13 protein-coding genes are annotated in these 20,198 nt (G+C 60.6%); 9 read left to right on the plus strand and 4 right to left on the minus strand.

Annotated elements, in window-relative coordinates:
• Positions 1-29: 29 nt before the first annotated feature.
• The 9 genes from J3P84_RS07240 (at position 30) to J3P84_RS07280 (ending at position 17,479) form a co-directional block, all read left to right on the plus strand.
• A complete protein-coding gene (locus J3P84_RS07240; RefSeq protein WP_434628974.1) occupies positions 30-9,254 on the plus strand; it encodes a hemagglutinin repeat-containing protein in 9,225 nt (3,074 codons plus the stop codon).
• A gap of 1 nt (position 9,255) precedes the next feature.
• Positions 9,256-9,852 (plus strand): imm11 family protein, encoded by a 597-nt coding sequence (locus J3P84_RS07245; RefSeq protein WP_434628976.1) that lies wholly within the window; start codon positions 9,256-9,258, stop codon positions 9,850-9,852.
• A 150-nt stretch (positions 9,853-10,002) separates the two neighbouring features.
• On the plus strand, positions 10,003-10,359 hold the full coding sequence (locus J3P84_RS07250; RefSeq protein WP_434628978.1) for a hypothetical protein: 357 nt from the start codon (positions 10,003-10,005) through the stop codon (positions 10,357-10,359).
• A gap of 284 nt (positions 10,360-10,643) precedes the next feature.
• The gene (locus tag J3P84_RS07255) at positions 10,644-10,880 is read left to right on the plus strand and encodes a hypothetical protein (protein ID WP_434628980.1); all 237 of its coding nucleotides are present in this window, start codon (positions 10,644-10,646) and stop codon (positions 10,878-10,880) included.
• The gene (locus J3P84_RS07260) at positions 10,877-11,776 is read left to right on the plus strand and encodes a PoNe immunity protein domain-containing protein (protein WP_434628982.1); all 900 of its coding nucleotides are present in this window, start codon (positions 10,877-10,879) and stop codon (positions 11,774-11,776) included. Before J3P84_RS07255 ends, J3P84_RS07260 begins: the two co-directional genes overlap by 4 nt.
• Positions 11,777-12,176: 400 nt before the next feature.
• Positions 12,177-13,784 (plus strand): response regulator, encoded by a 1,608-nt coding sequence (locus tag J3P84_RS07265; RefSeq protein WP_434628983.1) that lies wholly within the window; start codon positions 12,177-12,179, stop codon positions 13,782-13,784.
• Complete coding sequence (locus J3P84_RS07270; protein WP_434628985.1) at positions 13,777-14,469, plus strand: sensor histidine kinase; 693 nt, start codon at positions 13,777-13,779, stop codon at positions 14,467-14,469. Before J3P84_RS07265 ends, J3P84_RS07270 begins: the two co-directional genes overlap by 8 nt.
• A gap of 330 nt (positions 14,470-14,799) precedes the next feature.
• Positions 14,800-16,041, plus strand: a complete 1,242-nt coding sequence (locus tag J3P84_RS07275; RefSeq protein ID WP_434605194.1) for a glutamine synthetase family protein — start codon at positions 14,800-14,802, stop codon at positions 16,039-16,041.
• 70 nt (positions 16,042-16,111) lie between these two features.
• Positions 16,112-17,479 (plus strand): MFS transporter, encoded by a 1,368-nt coding sequence (locus tag J3P84_RS07280; RefSeq protein WP_434628987.1) that lies wholly within the window; start codon positions 16,112-16,114, stop codon positions 17,477-17,479.
• A 65-nt stretch (positions 17,480-17,544) separates the two neighbouring features.
• Here the strand turns inward: J3P84_RS07280 and J3P84_RS07285 are convergent, their stop codons facing one another.
• The 4 genes from J3P84_RS07285 to flgA form a co-directional block, all read right to left on the minus strand.
• A complete protein-coding gene (locus J3P84_RS07285) occupies positions 17,545-18,291 on the minus strand; it encodes a flagellar brake protein (protein WP_434628989.1) in 747 nt (248 codons plus the stop codon).
• A gap of 92 nt (positions 18,292-18,383) precedes the next feature.
• Positions 18,384-18,851, minus strand: a complete 468-nt coding sequence (locus J3P84_RS07290) for a flagella synthesis protein FlgN (protein ID WP_305499365.1) — start codon at positions 18,849-18,851, stop codon at positions 18,384-18,386.
• 48 nt (positions 18,852-18,899) lie between these two features.
• Complete coding sequence (flgM, locus tag J3P84_RS07295) at positions 18,900-19,214, minus strand: flagellar biosynthesis anti-sigma factor FlgM (protein ID WP_434628992.1); 315 nt, start codon at positions 19,212-19,214, stop codon at positions 18,900-18,902.
• 161 nt (positions 19,215-19,375) lie between these two features.
• On the minus strand, positions 19,376-20,140 hold the full coding sequence (flgA, locus tag J3P84_RS07300) for a flagellar basal body P-ring formation chaperone FlgA (protein WP_434628994.1): 765 nt from the start codon (positions 20,138-20,140) through the stop codon (positions 19,376-19,378).
• Positions 20,141-20,198: the final 58 nt, after the last annotated feature.

The raw sequence follows: 20,198 nt of genomic DNA on the forward strand, positions 1-20,198 counted from the left end.
TGCGGGCAGGCTCCGCAAATGGAATTGCTATGAACAAGCATCTGTACCGAATCGTTTTCAACAAGGCCCGCGGACTGTTGATGGTCGTGGCCGAGAACGTCACCAGCCAGGTCAAAGCGCCGGGGACCTGCTCTGGGCCGACGGCTGGCGCAGCGGCTTGCACGGCGACACTCGGGGCGTTGCGCTTTGCCTTGATGGCAGCGATTGGCCTGGTGTCCTTGAGCGTGGCGCCAACCTGGGCCGGCACCATTGTCGCCGATCCAGGCGCGCCGGCCGGTCAGCGACCAGGAGTGATACAGAGCGCCAACGGCACGCCGCAGGTCAATATCCAGGCCCCCAGCGCCGGCGGTGTCTCGCGCAATACCTATAACCAGTTTGACGTCGATGGCCGGGGGGTAATCCTCAACAACGGCGCGGGCAATAGCCAGACGAAACTGGGCGGTTGGATCGAAGGCAACCCGATGTTGGGCAATGGCGGCGCGCGAGTCATCCTCAACGAAGTCAATTCCAGTAATCCCAGCCAGTTGCGCGGTTACGTCGAAGTCGCCGGCCAGCGCGCCGAAGTGGTGATCGCCAACCCGTCCGGTATCACCTGCAACGGTTGCGGCTTCATCAACGCGGATCGGGCCACCCTCAGCACCGGCCGGGCGCAACTGGAGAGCGGTCGCATCACGGGCTACACCGTGCAGGGCGGCGCCATCAACATTGAGGGCAAAGGCCTGGATGCCCGCGAGACCGACTACACGGACCTGATTGCCCGTTCGGTGCAGGTCAACGCCGGGGTGTGGGCCAACGACTTGAAGGTCACCGCCGGACGTAATCAGGTCAATGCCGACAACACCCAGGCCACGCCGCTGCCGGGCGCCGACGATGAGAAACCCACCGTTGCCGTCGATGTCGCCAAGCTCGGCGGCATGTATGCCGGGAAGATCATGCTGGTGGGTACGGAGGCCGGCGTAGGGGTGCGCAACGCCGGGCAGATCGGCGCCATGGCTGGCGAGGTGGTCATCAGCGCCGACGGCAAATTGCAAAACCAAGGTGCGATCAGCAGCGCAACGGCGACGCGAATCACTGCCGCCAGCGTTGATAACAGCGGCACGCTCTATGCCAAGGGCGACCTGGGGCTCGACAGCGCCAGTGACATCGACAACAGCGGCACCGTTGCCAGCCAGAACCACACGACGCTGACCGCCAAGACTATTCGCAGCACCACGGCCTCGAGCCTGGCGGCGGGCGTCGGGGCGGACGGCAAGCTGGGCAGCAGCGGCAACCTCGCGCTACGGGCCGCCACGGTCAAGGCGCAGGGCCAGAACCTTGCCGGCGGCGATGTCAGCGTCGAGGCGGCTGACCTGGACCTGAGCGGCAGCCAGACCCTGGGCCGCAACATCACCCTGACGGCCCGCACTGGCGATGCCAACCTCAGTGGCAGTCAAGTCGATGCGAACCAGGTGCTGAATGCCAAGGCGGCCAAGACCCTGCGCACCGATGCGGCCAAGGTCAACGCCGGCAACCTGCAAGTGAGCGCGCGTGATGTGTCCAATATCGGCGGTGAACTGGTGCAGACCGGCACCGCCGATACCTCGATCACCGCCGTCGCCACGCTCGACAACAGCGGTGGGCGGATTGCCTCCAACGGCAACAACCTGAAGCTTGGCGCCCATCGCCTCGACAACAGCAACAGCAAGGTCGAACACGCCGGCAAAGGCACCCTGGACATCCAGGCCACTCAGTTGGCCGGCAGCAAAGGCACCTTGGCGAGCAATGGCACGTTGAGCGTCAAGGCCCGCGAGGTGGTGGTCGATGATGGTCTGACCCAAGGCCAACAGATCACGCTCGACACCACGACCCTGTCCAACCAGCGTGGACGCATTCTCCAGACCGGCGCGCAAACGTTGCAGGTCACCGCCCGTGAACGTTTCGACAATCAGGCCGGGCAAGTCAGCAGTCCCGGCGCGGTGAACGTGAAGGTCGGCACGTTGAACAACCAGGGCGCTAAAGTCCTCGCTACCGATAACGGTACGTTGACCGTCACGGCCGACAAAGAGATCAATAACGGCGGCGGGACGCTGGCCGCCAGCGGTACGACAAAGGTCAGCGGCGAGGCGCTGGATAACGCCCAAGGCACCGTGAGTGCCGGCGGTGAGCTGTACGCGACGTTCGACCGCTTGAATAATATCGGCGGCACGCTGGCCGCGACCCAGCGCATGGAGATCATCGCCGGGCAGTTGAACAACACCAACGGCGTGCTGGGCTCGGTGAATTCCGGGGTGCTGGTCAGTGTCTCGGCGGATGCGCTGAACAACAGCGGCGGACGCCTTGAAGCGCTGGGTGATATCGAGCTGTCGGCCCAGGGCTTGAATAACCAGGGCGGGGTAATCAGTGGCCGGGCCTTGGACCTGAACAGCCACGGCCTGCTGATGGACAACAGCCAGGGCACGTTGAATGCCGGTGCGACCCTTGATCTGCGCAGCGGTGAATTGCGCAACGCGGCGGGCCTGATCCAGGCCAAGGGCAAGCTGTTCATCGATACCGGCAGCCAGGCGCTGAACAACCTTCAGTCCGGCACCACCCAAGGCATCAGCGGCCAGGACGCGGTGGAAATCCACAGCGCCCATTTCAACAACAGCACCGGCTTCCTCGGCGCCAAGGGCGCTCTGGTGCTCAAGGCCACCGACCTCACCAACGGCAGCGGCGGCCAGATCATTGGCCAGAACAGCGTACAGGTCGAAGGCGCCCGGGTGGATAACCGCGGCGGCCAGTTGCAGGGCCTCGGCGATGTCCAGTTGGTGCTGGGCGAGACGCTCGACAACCAGGGCGGACTGGTTCGCAGTGCCGGAACCCTGGGCGTGACTGCCGATGTGCTCGACAACAGCGCCACCCAAGGTGCCAACCAGGGCCTCGAAGGCCGCGCCATGAGCCTGGCGCTCGACACCTTCGGCAACCAGGCCGGTGCCGTGCGCGTCGACCAAGGGTTGTCCATCGGCGTCAGCCAGGCGTTGGATAACCAGGGCGGCCTGGTTTCCGCGGGAGTCGGCTTGACCATCACCGATCGCGATCCGGCGCAACGTCGCCAGGCGGTGCACAACCTCGACGGAACCCTGCTCGCCGGTAGCCTGCTGTCCCTCAACGCGGCCTATTACGCGGGCACCGGTCGAGCCCTGAGCCTGGGCGACCTGACGTTCAGCCTGCAAAGTGGCCTGGACCTGAGTGGCCAGATCCAGGCCAATAACAAAGTTGACCTGAGCACCGATGGGGCTTTCAACAACAGCGGAAAACTGCTGGCGGGCAATCTCCTGCTGGTGCGTTCGCAGACGCTGGACAACGCCGCCACTGGCGAGATCAGCGCCGGCCAGGTTCGCCTGGACGTCAACGACAGCCTGACCAACCGTGGCCTGATCGACGGCCAGCAAGTGCGTGTGCAAGCGCTGTCGCTGAATAACCTGGGCACCGGGCGTCTGTACGGTGATCGATTGGCGATCGCCACCTCGGCGCTGGCCAACCGCGACGAGAACGGCGTCGCTGCGACCATCGCCGCCCGTGAGTCGCTGGACATTGGCACCGGCACCCTGGACAACCGCGAGCAGGCAATGATTTTCAGTGCCGGAGACCTCGCCATCGGCGGTGCGCTGAGCGCCACTGACAAAGCCCAGGACCGGGCCCAACTGCTGACCAACGCCAGTGCGACCATCGAGGCCCTCGGCAACCTGTCGCTCGATGTGCAAAGCGTGCGCAACACCAACGAACACTTCAGTACCCAACAGGTGGAAGTCAGCCGCACCGCCTTGCAGGAATTCCAGCTCAGCGGTTCGCCGAACCGTTACCAGGGCAACCAGATTTCCGTGAGCCACGACGAGGTCAATTACCTCAACACGCCTGAGGGGAGCAAAGATAGCTGGAACCGCTACGACTACACCCGCGTGGTCCAGGAAACCCAGATCGCCACCTCGGCACCAGCGCAGATCCTTTCTGGCGGGACCATGGCGATCAGCGCAGGGGACGTGCTCAACGACAAGAGCCGCATCATTGCCGGCGGGTTGTTGCAGGCCGACATTACCAGCCTGACCAACACTGAACTGACCGGCCAGCGCATCACCACCGACAGCGGCACCGCAACGAGCTTCTATCGCATCCAGCGCAAGGGCCGGGACCGTCAGGGAACAGCCATGACGGGCTACACGCCTGCGCCCTTGATCCAGGACATCACCTTGCAACCGACCGTGTTCGCCCAGAACGCCGCCGGCAATGGTACCGGCACCCAGATCAGCGCTCGCGCCACACAGGGCGTCGGCGAACAGATCGCCGCCACGGGCACGGTCAGCGCTCCGGTCGGCAGGACCCATCAAGTAGCGCCCATCGTTCAGGTCGCGGCCCAGACCACCCTCAACAGCAAGGGCGTGGCCGAGCAGATCCGCAGCGGCGGGCCATCCCTGGCCTTGCCGGACAACAGCCTGTTCACCACAAATCCCCAGAACACCAGCAGCTACCTGATCGAAACCGATCCGCGTTTTGCCAGCTACCGCACCTGGCTGTCATCGGACTACATGCTGCAGCGCCTGCAAGTCGACCCGGCATTGACGCAACAACGTCTGGGCGACGGTTTCTACGAACAGAAATTGATCCGCGAACAGGTGGCGCAACTTACCGGCCGACGTTTCCTTGATGGTTACGCCAATGATGAAGCGCAGTATCGCGCCCTGATCGACAACGCCGTGACCGTCGCCAGTCAATGGCAGCTGGTGCCCGGCGTGGCCCTGACCTCCGCGCAAATGGCTCAATTGACCAGCGACATTGTCTGGCTGGTGCAGAAGCAGGTGACCCTGGCCAACGGCGACACCCGCAATGTGCTGGTGCCACAAGTGTATGTACGGGTCCAGGAGGGCGACCTCAACGGCTCCGGCGCGTTGATAGCCGGGCAGCAGTTGAACCTGAACATCGCTGGCGACCTGATCAACAGTGGCAGCCTGGCCGGGCGCAGTGTCATGGCGATCACTGCGCAGAACATCGACAACCTTGGTGGGCGCATCCAGGCCGACAAGGCATCGCTCACCGCGCGGGAAAACCTCAACAATCTCGGCGGCCTGATCGGTGCCGTGGACAACCTGTCGATCAAGGCCGGGCAGGACGTCAACGTCGTCTCCAGCAGCCGGGACAGCAGCAGCGCCCAAGGCACCCGCACCAACCTGTCGCGGGTGGCCGGGCTGTTCGTCAGCGGCGCCCAGGGCACGATGGGCGTGAGTGCCGGCAACGACCTCAACCTCACCGGGGCCCAGGTGGTCAATGCCGGCAAGGGCGGCAGCACGTTGCTGGAGGCGGGCAAGAACATCAACCTGGCCACCGTCGGCGAAGCCCATGAGCAAGCGCTGGCCTGGAACAGCAGCAACTGGCGCAAGGATGCCAGCCAGACCGAAGTCGGCTCCCAGATCCAAGGGCAGGGCGACGTGCGCTTGAGCGCCGGCCAGGATCTCAACGCCCGCGCGGCCCAGGTCACCAGCGAGCAAGGCGCGGTGTTTGCAGAGGCCAAGCGCGACGTCAACCTGACCACCGGCCAGAACTACCAGTTCGCCGATGAAGCCCACAAGGTCAAGGGCAGCAACGGGATGTTCTCCAGCAAGACCACCACCACCCGCGACACCATCAGCCAGACCTCGCTCGAAGGCTCCACCCTGAGCGGCGAGCAGACCTATGTGCAGGCCGGTCGCGACATCAACCTGAAGGGCAGCAACGTGGTGTCCACGACCCAGACGGTGCTGGTGGCGGACAACAACGTCAACATCGAAGCCGACACTGCCAGCAGCAGCGAACGCCACGACAAGTCCGTGAAGAAAAGCGGCCTGTTCAGCGGCGGCGGTATCGCCGTTACCATGGGGACCCAGCAACAAAGCGTCAAGGACCTCACCACCGAGCATACGGCCGTGGCCAGCACGGTCGGCTCGACCACCGGTGATGTGCTGATCGAAGCGGGCAAGGGCTATCGCCAAGTGGGCAGCCAGGTGTCGGCGCCACAAGGCAACATCGACGTCACGGCGCAGACCATCGACGTCGTCGAGGCGCGCAACACCCGCGAGCGCGAGCGTGAAACCCTGTTCAAGCAGACCGGGTTCACCCTCACCGTGACCAATCCGGTGATCAGCGCGATCCAGACGTCCCAGCAAATGAAACGGGCATCGGAGAAAACCGATGACGGGCGCATGAAAGCCCTGGCCGCCGCCACCGCCGTACTGGCGACCAACAATGCCGCCACCGCCGTGGCGATGGACCCGGGCGCGGCGGGCGGGATCAACATCAGCCTGTCCCTGGGCACCAAGAAGAACGAAAGCACCACCACCTACACCAGCGACAGCGCGGCCGGTTCGACCATGACCGCCGGCAGCGACGTTCGCCTGCGTGCCACGGGCGCCGGTGCCGCCAGCAACATCACCGTACAAGGCAGCGATATCAAGGCCGGCCGCAACGCCAGCCTGCTGGCGGACGGTGACATCAGCCTGCTCGCCGCGCGCAATATCGACAAACAGGAAACCGACAGCAAAGGCAGCAGCGCGAGCATTGGCATCGGCTTCTCCCTCGGTGCTCGCAACGGTTTCACCCTGGACCTTGGGGCGTCCGGCACTCGCGGCCAGGCGGATGGCGATGGCCTCACCCACACCAACACCCATGTCCAGGCGGGCAACCAGTTGCTGCTGTCCTCGGGCGGTGACACCAACCTCAAAGGCGCGGTGGCGAGCGGCAAGCGAGTGTTGGCCGATATCGGCGGCGACCTGAACATCGAAAGCCTGCAAGACACCAACACCTACGTGGTCGATGAGAAGAGCCTGGGCGTTGGCATCAGCCTGTGCATCCCGCCGTTCTGCTACGGCATGAGTTCGGTCAACGGCGTCAGCGGCAGCTTCGGTGCCACGGATATCGATTCCAACTACGCCAGCGTGACCGAGCAATCGGGCATCAAGGCCGGGGACGACGGCTTTGATATTCGCGTGGGGGGCAACACCGACCTGGTCGGCGCGGTCATCGCCAGCAGCGACAAGGCCGTGCAGGACGGCAAGAATCGCCTGGTCACCGCCAGCCTCACCAGCCGCGACATCAAGAACAGGGCCGAGTACGACGCCAGCACCGTCAGCGTCGGTGGCGGCTATCGCCAAGTCGGCAAGGACCAACAGGGCAACGCCACCAGCGGCGGCACGCAAACCCCGGGCACCGACCTGCCGAAGAACGACAACGACCTCAGCGCCACCATGCCGATCGCCATCAGTGCCAGCGACGCCGCCAGCAGCGTCACCCGCAGCGGCATCAGTGGCGGGACCATCGTCATCAGCAACGACGCCGAGCAACAGAAACGCACCGGCCAGAATGGCGAGCAAACCGTCGCCAGCCTCAACCGCGATGTCTCCAGCGATCGCGACACCACCAACACCCTCAAGCCGATCTTCGACGAAGACGAAATCCGTGCCGGTTTCGAGATCGTCGGGGCGTTCTCCAACGAAGCCAGCACCTTGCTCGCCAACAAGGCCAAGGAAGTCGACTACAAGCGCAAACAGGCCGAGGAGGCGCAGAACAAGGCCCTGGACCCCAACGCCAAACTCACCGACAGCGAACGCCTGGCGTTGCTCGGCAGCGCTCAGCGCCTCAATGCCGAAGCCAGGGGCATCGCCGACAAGTGGGGCGCGGGCGGCACCTACCGGCAGATCACCACCGCCCTGGTCGGCGCGGCCAGCGGCAACATCAGCGGCGGCAACAGTGCGTTCGTCCAAGGGCTGGTGGTCAACTACCTGCAGCAGCAGGGCGCCGGCTACATTGGCGACCTGGTGGCGGACGGCAAACTCACCGAAGGCTCGCCGCTGCACGCCGCCCTGCACGGCATCGTCGCCTGCGCGGGCGCCGCCGCCAGCAGCCAGAGCTGTGGCAGCGGAGCCGCAGGCGCGGCGGCGTCGAGCCTGCTCACCGGCCTGTTCTCCGAAGCCAGCCCCGATGAAAGCGAAGCCCAGCGCGAAGCCAAGCGCAACCTGATCGTCAGCATTGTCACCGGGTTGGCCGCCACCAGTTCCTCGCTCGACCCGGCTACCGCCAATAGCGCGGCCGGTGCAGCGGTGGACAACAACTGGCTGGCGACCCAGCAGTTGGTTCAGGCGGAGAAGGAATACAGCGCGGCTGATGGCTTAGGCGCCAAAGCGCAAGTGATCGCCAAGTGGGCGTACATCCATCAGAAGCAAGACGTCCTGACCCGCTTCGGCTTGGGTAAGGGCTTGGTGCAGGCGGGTTGGAACGACGTCGAAGGGTTGGCGCAATTCCTCCTTAATCCGGTTGACGGGATCAACGGTATCAAAGCCCTGATCAACGATCCGGAGGTCCGCAAGCAGTTACAGGACGGCGTGTTCAATGAGCTCAATGCCAAACTGGACCGCGTTAAAGATGCCTTGGAAAACGGGGGTGATGATCGCGCCGTGCAATTGGGGCAGGACATTGGCGAACTCGTCTGGCAGGTCGGGAGCATCGCCACGGGCGTCGGTGGGGCGGCCAAGGGCGGGGTGGCGTTGGCGAAGGCCGGGATCAAGGTGGGGGCGGAAGGGCTTGAAAAGATGGCCGATATGGCTAGACTCGAAAAGCTCGCGAAAAATGTAGATCAGTTGCCAGAACGTATTCCTGTCGAGCCAGTAAGACCAAATACTTCCAATGCAGGAGCGGAGACTGGCGGGCAACATGTCGAAAGTCCGCTGGCGTTACCAGCACCTGCAAGGCACAGTGTTCCTGACGGCTATACAGTTGCCGAAAATGCGAACGGAACTGTCACCGTAACCGGGCCACGCGGTGGTATCTATAACTCAACAGGTCGGTATACAAATGACGGTAAGCCGATTTATCGAGATAATAACGGTGGCTTTGTATCGCTCGAAGGTGGACGTACACCTGTTTCCGCGCCGCCGGATTATTCCAGCGTTCCTGTACACCATATCTGCACTAATAAATGTAATGCCGGGGCAAACGGACAGATTGCCTGGTCTAAGCAGTTCCAAAAATTCTTTGATGGTTCCGATCTGGACATTAATAAGGCAACTGAGAATCTGGTCGCGGTTCCGGGTCATAGAGGTCCACACCCTCAAAGTTATCATCAATATGTTTATGGTAGCCTCGACGATGCTACGCGTGGGTTGGAACCCGGTACCGCGCAATATAAGAGTGCAGTGGTGAATACTTTAAATAGGATCAAGGTTGAAGCAGTCACGCCGGGAAGCTCGGTTAATCGATGGCTTACAGGAAGCTGAAATGAAATATTACTTGTTGCGAGAAGATGTACAGTTTCCTGAGCGTTGGTATTTGGGTGATATAAAGCACTGCAATAACTGGCTCTTTATCGATCCTCCTGCAGAATATATGGAGCCATGTACCTACGCTCTTGAGGTTCTTGAAGAGGGCGTGAGTCTGGATTTTTCCTTAGCTGGATATGCCTCCGTGCCGATCTTGAGTAAAAAAGCCAGGGATGCGTTGGCAGGAATTCCCGACGTTGATGAGCCTTATATGAATGTCGTGCTTGAGCCTGTGACGGTTGCAGGTAAGCAAACTCATGATCATTACTATGTAATGATCATCGAGACTCAATTGGATTGCGTAGATGAATCACGTTCCACTTTTGAAAAATATGAGGTTGATGACCCCGTTCGACCTGATCGAGCTGGTGAGTACAGAGTTTTTCTCAATCTTATAATTGATCCTACCAAGGCTCAGAGAAAACATATTTTTCGTATCAAGAAACATTTGGGGGCATTGATAGTTAGCGAGGATGTAAAACTTAAACTGGAACGAGCAGGTCTTACAGGGATGCTATTCGAAGGTGTTAATGGCGAGGGCGAAGTTGTGTGTTAATTGGCGAGAGGAGAGGGTGAGCCAATGTTTCCTCTGGAGCGATAGTCTGGACTCAGAGCTAACAGGTCAGTCAGTATGGAAAAGTAGCAGATTTGTTTATTTGCTCGGTTGTAAATAAAGCTGCCCATTTGTTCTGCGATGTGCTTTGTAATGAAGTTGAAAATTGAATTTCCCAAAAATTTAGTTACGGTTGAGCTGCTCCGACAGGAACGGATTCCCTGTGTATGCAAGATAGCCAGCGAGTTTGAGGTTTATTTTGCTGAGACTATTCCTGAATCGTCTGGAGTGGTGTTGGAGTGGGATCGGAAAGAATTGGAGTTAAGAGCTGTTGCGGGGGCGGGGGGGCAGTACACGCATCATGCTTCTGGTTTGATCACCCTGAAGGACGTTGGGGGCGGGGTTTATGAAATAATCGATCTTGAGATGTTTTATAGGAGTTTTGGTTGGTGCGCTATCTTGAAGAATGGTGAATGTGCACCACCTGGGGAATTCTGGGACGAAGAGTGATGGTTGCGCGGATTTATTGCAGCGTTCACTAAAGAACGACGGGAGCTAGACGTGAAGTCTTTGTTGTTGGACTGGTGTGCCTTCTGTGAAGGCCGGGCAGTCTTCGATAAAACTCGCTTTTTGGGATTGTTGAAGAGGGAAAAGGGGACGGATTGATTTGTTGGGATAAGGGGCGGGTTTATTTAATTGTTAGGCTCTAGGTTTTCAAATAAATCTGTCCCCTTTTCTTTATTTTCTTCAAATTCGGCTCGTCCAAGTTGAAACCAACTAAAGACGGTTTGCAGATGAGTGATGATTGGTTGCAGGGAACCAACACCAACTACGACCGCATTCTGGCGTCGGTCGGGGGCAACCAAAAAGCGGCTGATAGCATCAATAAAGCGATGGCGGCTGGTCGTGTCGAGAAGTGGTTGGTACACACAGATCCATTCGGAAACGTTACCGTAGGTGTTCTGGAAAAAGGCGGGAAGTTCGTGGCTGATCCTGTTGCAACATCCAAGTTACTAGGGGGGATTAAATGATTCGGGCACCGCTGGGAGACTCCCGCTATTGGTCGGAATGGGTTGAGTATGGTGATGAGAGTATCGTCGACGCGCTGGAGACCGCCGCCAAACCTGCTGGCGATCCCGATTATGCGCCGCAGTACGTTTTCATCATTGCGCAGAAACACTGGCACCAGATGCTGCGCCGGTATTCCGCTGGAGATCCGATAGCGGACCTTTCGCGATACTTCCCCGGGCTGCTCGATGCTTGGGAAGAGGCCGAGCACCTTGGCGCGACGGTCTGGACCCAGGAGCAGCAATTCACTCGCCATAGCTGGCGCGTCAACTACGACCATTACATCACCTGCTTCTGGCTGGTAGGGTTGGGATTGGCGCTGGATATTCCAGATGACCAGTGGAAGCGGTTGTTGACGTTGATCGGTAACGAAGGCGAGGACGTGCTACTCGACCGAATAATCGCGAGTCGCAGCCCTGAACGCAAAACAGGTTCTGTGCTTCTTTATCCGAAACCCTACGCTCGGTTGCTGACGGCGATAGACGCTCCGGCGGATTCGCAAGCCTCCCTGTTGAGTGCGTTCGTCAAGCATTGGTACGTGGAGGTGCGTACCGGTGCCAAGTCTGGCTCTGATCTTCAGGCCGTCAGTTATAGACACCCCTATTGGTACACCTATGGCGATGAAAATTTCGAGGGCGGCGCCTATTTCGGTCGTTGGTGCGTTGAGGCCGTGGCGGCGGTCAAGGCTTTCGATATCGACGACTCACAGTGCTTGGGGCTGGAGCATTACCCAGGAGATTTATTGAGACCCAATGGGCCGAGTACGCATCCAGCGAGGCTGGAAGTTGACCCGGCTGCTACGGTGGTTGTGGAGAATAAGGGAGGGTTTTGGGCGAGGTTGTTGGGGCGTCGTGAATGAGCAGTTTTGCGCCGATGGTGGGCCTGACATCGTCCTTTGTGGCAAGGGAGCTTGCTCCCGCTCGGTTGCGCAGCAGCCGCCAAAAAAAATAGGTCCGCTGCGCGGCCCAGCGGGAGCAAGCTCCCTCGCCACGGGGGGGGGGGGCAGCCGGTTCCCTGCACTCGGTTTCTCCCACACCTTCTCCTTAACGGAACGCCACCTCCTGCCGATAACCCGATGAGCCCGTTTCTCTCCAACGTTTCGGCTCGCAATGTACGTCACGACACAGCCAGCCCAAGCGATTGCTGAAATCCCTTGAACGTTGCTGGCTGGTGGCTATCATCTGCGCGCCTCGGGGTTGTGACACGGCGTTTCGTTGTTATGCCATTGGGTTATTTTCTTACTTGCCTGGACATCCTCGATGCTCGCGTACCACCAAAAAAGTTTTCTGATCGTCGATGATTTCTCGGATTTCCGCAGTTCCGTCCGGTCCATGTTGCGGGAGCTGGGCGTCAAGGACGTGGATACCGCCGATACCGGTGAAGTGGCCCTGCGCATGTGCTCGCAGAAGCGCTACGACTTTATCCTGCAGGATTATCACCTGGGCGACGGGCGCAAGAATGGCCAGCAGGTGCTGGAAGACCTGATGGTCGAGAAGCTGATCAGCCATGAAAGCGTGTTCCTCATGGTGACCGCCGAGACCAGCCAGGCGATGGTGCTCAGTGCCCTGGAACATGAGCCGGATGCGTACCTGACCAAGCCGTTCAATCGCTCCGGCCTGGCCCAGCGGTTGGAGCGGCTCGAGCAGCGCAAGACCTTGCTCAAGCCGATCCTGCAAGCCCTTGACCGTGGCAAGCCGATGGAAGTGCTCAATGCCTGCATCGCCCTTTGCAAGCAGGACCCTCGTTATGGACCGTTGTGCCTGCGTTATCGGGCCGATGCGTTACGCGACCTGAATCAGAACGAGGCCCTTGAGCGATTGTACAACTCCATCATCGCGGATCGTCCGTTGCCTTGGGCGTACGCGGGGCTGGGGAAGTTGCTGTTCAAGCGCGGGCAGGTGGGCGAGGCCAAGGCTGTCTATGAAAAAGCCTTGAAAGCTTTTCCGATGATGCCCGCCCTGTACGACGGCATGGCCGATGTGCTGGTGGCCGAAGGTGATACGAAGCAGGCGCAAAACGTGCTCGAAGAGGCGGTGCGCCTGTCGCCCCTGGCGGTGCGCCGGCAAGCGCTGCTGGGCAAGCTGGCAATGACCAATGAAGATTACGACACCGCGTCGAGAGCCTACCGCCAGGCGGTGGGGCAGGGCGCGCAGTCGCGCTTCAAGGACCCGGAAACCAACCTCGGCCTGGCCCATGCGCTGATCAGCAAGGGCAGCGAGAAAGGCCTGGATACCCGCACTCGCCTGGAAATCAACACGACGCTCAGCGCCGTGGCCAAGGAAAACCCCAGCGATCCGGGGCTGCAAGTCCGGGCGCGGCTGATGAAGGCCACGAGCCTGTTGCTCAACGATGCCGAAACCGCCGAGAAGCTCACCGAGCAGGCGTTGCAGCGCCTCGACGGCATGGAGCAATTCATGAGCGCCGAAGCCGCCTTGCTGGTGGCCAAGCAGCTGCAGATGCTTGGGCAGACCAGCGCCGGCGAGTCGATGCTGAAGAACTGCGCGGAAATCTACGGCGATGATCCGACAGTGATGCAAGGCATCGCCAAGCTCACCGATGACCCCAACATTCTCAATCAGGGCAGCGCCGCCGCCGAGCTGAACCGTGAAGGTGTGCGCGTCTACAAGACCGGCGCCTTGCCCGAGGCGCGAGAGCTGTTCCGGCGCGCCCTGAAGCTGCAACCAAAAAACATCAGTATTGCCCTGAACATGGCGCAATCCCTGCTGCACGGCACCGATACCAGCGTCGAATCGGAGCTGCTCCAGGAATGTCGCGCCTGCCTGAAACTGGTGGGCATGATGCCCGATACCGATGCGCGTTTTGCGCGCTATCAGAAACTGCGAAGCAAGGCATTTGGCGATGAATGACAGCGAACAGGCTCTCGATTTTTCCACGGTGATTGCATCTACCGTGCACGATATGAAGAACTCCCTGACCTTGCTCACGCAGGCTCATACGCAATGGCTCGAGCGTTTGCCGGAGTCCGAGCGGCAGACTTCGGAGCAGGGCGTGATGGACTTCGAGTTCGCCCACCTCAACGGCCTGCTGGTGCAACTGCTGGGGCTGTACAAGCTGGGGGTCAACCAGTTGCCGTTGCATCCGGCCTATCATGAGCTGGATGACTTCATCGAAGCGCAGCTGGCCGGCCATCAGGACGTGTTCCGCAGCCGCGGAATCATGGCCACCTACGAAGTCGACCCGCTGAGTCCGCTGGGCTTTTTTGATCGTGAGTTGATTGCCTCGGTGCTCGACAACATGATCAACAACGCGATTCGCCATGCTCGGCAGACGCTCTTGATCAGCGTGAGCGACGAGGCCGGGCAACTGGTATTGACCATCAATGACGACGGCGAAGGCTATCCAGCTGCGATGATCGAGCGTCAGGCCGAGTATGTGCAGGGCATCAACCACAGCTCCGGCAGCACCGGCCTGGGCCTGTATTTCGCCGCGAGGATCGCCGGTCTGCATCAGCGGGGTGGCTTGAGCGGGCGTACCGAGATTGCCAATGGCGGCGTGCTGGGCGGCGGGGTGTTCAGGCTTTACCTGCCCTGAACAAAACCTCTCGCAACACTTCCCTCACCTGTGGGAGCGAGCCCGCTCGCGAAGGCGTCCGCCCATTCGATACTGAATTGGCTGATCCACCGCCTTCGCGAGCAGGCTCGCTCCCACAGTTGTTTCAGTAGTAGCTGTTTATTTTTGTAGCTGCTTGATATTCCGAACAGCTGGAGCCTATTTTGTACGGGTTGCCGTTCGCGGCTCGCACATAACAAGGATTGCGTCATGACGACCGATGGCCAGCGTTCACTCGCACAGCGACTGACGGGCATTGATGAGATTGAATGTGTCACGCCGGATTTGAATGGCGTGCCGCGAGGCAAGGTGATGACCGCCGAGGGCTTCCTCGAAGGCCGGCGGTTGCAGATGGCGCGGGGCGTGCTGCTGCAATGCATCATGGGCGGTTACCCGCCGTCGCGTTTTTATGGCAGCGATGATGGCGACCTGGCGCTGGTGGCCGATCCGAAACAGATCCATCGCTTGCCATGGAGTCATCCGCCCCGTGCCCTGGCGATTTGCGACGCCGACGAGCTCAGCGGGGAGAGCTCGCCGCTGTCGACCCGTGGTCAGCTCAAGGCTGTGATAGCGCGCTATGCGGCGCTTGGGCTGGCGCCGGTCGTCGCGACGGAACTGGAGTTTTTTGTCTTCGCAGCCAATCCGGATCCGACCCAGCCGTTCCGACCGCCGGTGGGCCTGGACGGACGCCGCGAAGACGGCCAGTCGGCGTTCAGCGTCAGCTCCAACAATGGCTTGCGTCCGTTCTTTACTGAAGTCTACGAATGCATGGCGGCGTTGGGTTTGCCGCGCGATACGTTCATGCATGAAATGGGCGTGAGCCAGTTCGAAATCAATCTGCTGCATGGCGACCCTCTGTTGCTGGCCGACCAGACGTTCCTGTTCAAGCACTTGCTCAAAGAAGTGGCGCTCAAGCACGGCCTGACGGTGGTCTGCATGGCCAAGCCCCTGGCGCAGACGCCAGGCAGTTCGATGCACATTCATCAGAGCGTCGTCGAGCTGGACAGTGGTCGGAATGTATTCAGCGACGAGGCGGGCGAGCCGACGGCTGTTTTCCGTCACTTCATCGGTGGGCAGCAGGCCGGCATGGCGGATTTCACCGCACTGTTCGCGCCGAACGTGAATTCCTACCACCGCTTGTGCCACCCGTTTGCTTCGCCAAACAACGCCTGTTGGTCCCATGACAATCGTTCGGCCGGGTTGCGCATTCCGGCCAGTTCGCCGGCGGCCCGACGGGTCGAGAACCGCTTGCCGGGCGCTGACGCCAACCCGTACCTGGCGATCGCCGCCAGCCTGGCGGCCGGGCTGTATGGCATCGAAAACCGGCTGGAGCCAAGCGCCGCGATCCAGGGCGAATTCGAAGTGCCGGAGAATCTCTCCCTGCCATGTACCTTGCATGCGGCCCTTGAGCGTCTCAAGCGTAGCCACTTGGCGAAGGAACTGTTCGGCAGCGAGTTCATCGAAGGTTACATCGCGTCGAAGAGCCTGGAACTGACCAGTTTCTTTGACGAGATCACGCCTTGGGAGCGGCGCGTCCTGGCGGCCCAGGCATAACCAACCGTCGCATTCGGGCTATCTTCAGAAGATAGCCCTCACTCACCTCAAGGAGCCGCTCGGAACGCCGATGCGCCAAATCTGGAAACCTTTTCGAGCGCTTTATTTCGCCTCGCTGATGATGCTCATCGGCTCAGGCCTCCTGAGTACGTACCTGGCCTTGCGTCTGGCTGCCGACAACGTCGACAGCCTGTGGGTCGGTGCGCTGATGGCCGCCAACTATTTCGGCCTGGTGCTGGGCGGCAAGATCGGTCATCGGCTGATCGCCCGCGTCGGGCATATTCGGGCCTATTCGGCGTGCGCCGGGATCGTCGGCGCGGCGGTATTGGGCCACGGCCTGGTGAACTGGCTGCCGGCCTGGATCGTGCTGCGGATGATTGTCGGTCTCGGGATGATGTGCCAGTACATGGTCATCGAGAGCTGGCTCAACGAGCAGGCGGAGGCCAAGCAGCGCGGGGTGGTGTTCAGCGGCTACATGATCGCCTCGTACCTGGGGCTGGTGCTGGGCCAGCTGATCCTGGTCATGCACCCGGCCCTGGGCCTGGAGCTGCTGATGCTGGTGGCGTTGTGTTTCGCCCTGTGCCTGGTGCCCGTGGCGCTGACCCGGCGGATTCACCCGGCGCCGCTGCATCCGGCACCGATGGAGCCGCGTTTCTTTATCAAACGCGTGCCGCAATCGTTGACCACGGTGCTTGGCTCGGGGTTGATCGTCGGCTCCTTCTACGGCCTGGCGCCGCTGTACGCTTCCCAGCAGGGGCTTACTACCGAGCAGGTCGGTCTGTTCATGGGTAGCTGCATCTTTGCCGGCCTGCTGGTGCAGTGGCCGCTGGGTTGGCTGTCGGATCGTTACGATCGTGCGCTGCTGATCCGCTGCTTCGCGCTGATCCTGGTGGTGTGCGCGTTACCACTGGCGATCCTGTCGAAGGTGCCGGTGGAGGTCCTGTTCATCGCGGGATTCTGCTGTTCGCTGGTGCAGTTCTGTTTGTATCCGTTGGCGGTGGCGTTTTCCAACGACCACGTCGAAGGCGATCGCCGAGTGTCGCTTACGGCCATGTTGTTGGTGACTTACGGCGTGGGAGCCAGTATCGGTCCGTTGGCGGCCGGGGTGCTGATGAAGCTGTTCGGTAGCCAGATGTTGTACGGATTTTTCGCCTTGTTCGCTTTGGTGCTGGTGTGGCGGATCCGGCCGAAAGCGGTCACCAACCTGCATCAGGTCGATGATGCGCCGCTGCACCACGTGGCCATGCCGGACAACATGACCAGCTCACCCTTGGTGGCGTGCCTCGACCCTCGGGTAGACGAGCAGGTCGTCCAGGATCAGATGCAGACCTCGCCCAACCCCGACGTGGAACCTGAGCCTGAGGCGGAATTGGAACCGGTCACCGAAGGCGCGGACGACGAACCGCCACCTTCGGATTTCACCCGGGCCAGGCCATGAAGCGGCCATAAAAAAACGGGCAACCCTTGCAAGGGATTGCCCGTTTTTTATCGCCCGCGAAAAAATCAGAAATCGTCTTTGTCGAACCGCCGGGCTTCACGCTGCAATTGATACACGAAGCGTTCGACCTGGCGCTGCACCAGGCCGCTGATGTTGTGAAAGCGCACACCGGCGAAGGTGGTATTGATCCGCTCTTCAAAATGCAGGTAGCGCAGTTCGACCGGCGCGGTCATGTTGCCGAAGGGCAGGGCGGCGACAAAACGTTCGTAGACCTGGCCCAGTTGCAGGCGTGCGGTAATGTCGCCATCGAAGCGCAGCTTGCAGCCGGTTGCGGAAATATCCAGCAGTTTGCCATTCACCGGTGTCTTCAGCTTGTCGCCACCCAGTTCAACATTCACCAGTTGCGCCAGTTTCAGTGCGGCCCGGAAGGCGTTGCGGCGCTGGTGGTAAACCACTTCTTCAGGCAGGGCGCCGCGGTAGCAGCGGCCGTCCTTCGAGTCCTGGATGGTCAGCGGACCGTTGCCTTCCCACGCAATGCGCACGCCGTCATGAAAACCCTCGACCCGAAACGGCTCGCCGGCCAGCAGGAAACGCTCGCCGTCCCGTGGGATCATTTCGTCCAGGGCGATGGTGTTGGTGTCGCGATCGACATCCACCAGGTAGCTCTGGAAACGCTGGGTGCGCTCATGAAAGGTAATGATCAGGGGGTCGTGGCTCTCTTGCAGCATCCGCAGGTTGCCGGAGATTTCCAAGGGGGTGGTGAGGACCATGGGCGGCTGCGGAGCATCATCCGCGTTTGTGGCATTGAACACGGTGGGTCAATCTCCAGGCAAAATACGACTACAAAGAGCCAGCATTTTGCCAGCATGTATCGCGCGTTGATAGTGCGCAGGCATCGTTCGTTTCACGCCTGGCTGAGCGGACGGTGCTTGACCATTTTTGCGGTCGAACCGCGAGCGTCGTAGAGCGTCGGGATTTCGCCGCCATTGAGGATCCGCAACTGGTTGGCGGTAGCGACTTGCTGCATCTGGATGGATTGACCGTTGCGGGCGTTGGCGGCCTGACACTGGCTGAGCAGGTCATTGAGCACCGCGCTTTGCGCCAACAGCTGATCGCCAACCGACGACTGGCTGGCCAGCTGCGCGAGGCCGTTGTTGTCAGCGGGCAGGTTGAGGCTGGCGAGAATCTCGCTGCGCTTGCGGCCATGCTGATCGAGCAAAATGATCAATGCCTGTTTCTGCGCCAGAAGATTTTCCAGCAGAGGCATATCCCGCCCGTGCAATGCCAGGGCTTCGGTCTGCAACAGCTCCAGCAATTGTTGCGCCGGGGCAAAGTCGTCGATGATCAATTGCAACAAATTAGTATCGTGCATGGCTGGCCTTGGGTCTTAAGCGTCCAAAAGCCTGGCGCTGGCATCAGCCTAGCGCTGGGCTTCGAAGTTGAGCAGTTTGCTGGCTACACGGTTGCTGTCGACTTTATAGCTGCCATCGGCGATTGCTGCTTTCAACTGCGCCACGCGGGCGTCGTCGACGACAGGTTGATCGCGCAGCTTGTCAGTGACCTTCTGCAACTGCTGAGCCTCATTGCTGAGGTGTACCGACTCCCCGTTGTTGACAGTGACGGCCTTGTCAGCCGGCTTGGACTTGTCGGTTTCGACGGTTTCCTTGCTGGCGCCAGTGCGCGTTGTGCCTGTCAGCGGCGAGGAGCTGTTTAAACGATTGAAATCGATGACCATGGTAAAAAACCTCTGGGTATTTGGACGCTTGCCATGTTTTCGGCCATTCCCAAAATAACTTTAGGCTCATTTATCAAATGAACGTGCGCACGTCTGCGCTTGCCTTTGCGTAAGGCACAGTCTAGGGAACACCGAGGTCAAGCGCCAGCCTGTCTACCCCGTTACATGGCCACTTCCACGTGGCCGGGCGCTATCACCTGCGCCTTGATCACCCGTTTCGAATTGAGGTTCTTTACCCGAATCTGCTCGCGTACGCCGCCATTGGCCAGCGCCTCGCCGGGCATCCGCACGGCCAGGGTGCCGCTGCGGGCGGTAATGACGACCTGGTCGCCCTTGCGGATCACTTCGGCCTGTTCCAGGTGCACGAGGGTAACGACCTGATCGGCGACCATTGGTCGGACAAGTTTCTGCCCGATGGCCTGATCGGCGGACGTCAGGAAACCCTGGCTGATCTGGCTGATGTCGCGTTCACGCAGCACCACGTCCTGCGGCTCGACAATCCCGGCGCGCTTGAGCGGACGGGTGGTCGTGACGATCTCGCGGAACAGCCGCACTTGAGCGGGCACAAAAACCGTCCAGGGCGCGGCGCTGTCGCAACGTACCTTCACCGTGACCCGGCCCAGGGGCCTTGCCGGGCTTTCCAGCGAGGCAGTCAATTCCTTGTCGCACATCGGCATGCGCAGGCGCGGGTCGAGCTGGTTGACTTCAATCTCGTAGCGACCTTCGGTTTGACTGGTTGCCAGATAGTCTTCTACGGTGAATTCAAGAAAGCCCTGCGTGACGCCGATAAGGAGATCAGGCAAGGTAACCGGCACATCAGCGACGGCGCGTCCGCCGACCGCAAACAGGCAGACAGCCAACAGTGCACCGAGCCAGTGGCGGCAGTGAGTGGTCAGGCGTCGAGAAAATGTCGTTTGTGCGTTCATGCCGGTTCAATAGCAAGCCCCGTGCCGTTTAGTGATGAATGCGCGTCGGACACATTAG

This window comes from Pseudomonas sp. Z1-29 (genome assembly GCF_051131995.1).
Lineage (GTDB): Bacteria > Pseudomonadota > Gammaproteobacteria > Pseudomonadales > Pseudomonadaceae > Aquipseudomonas.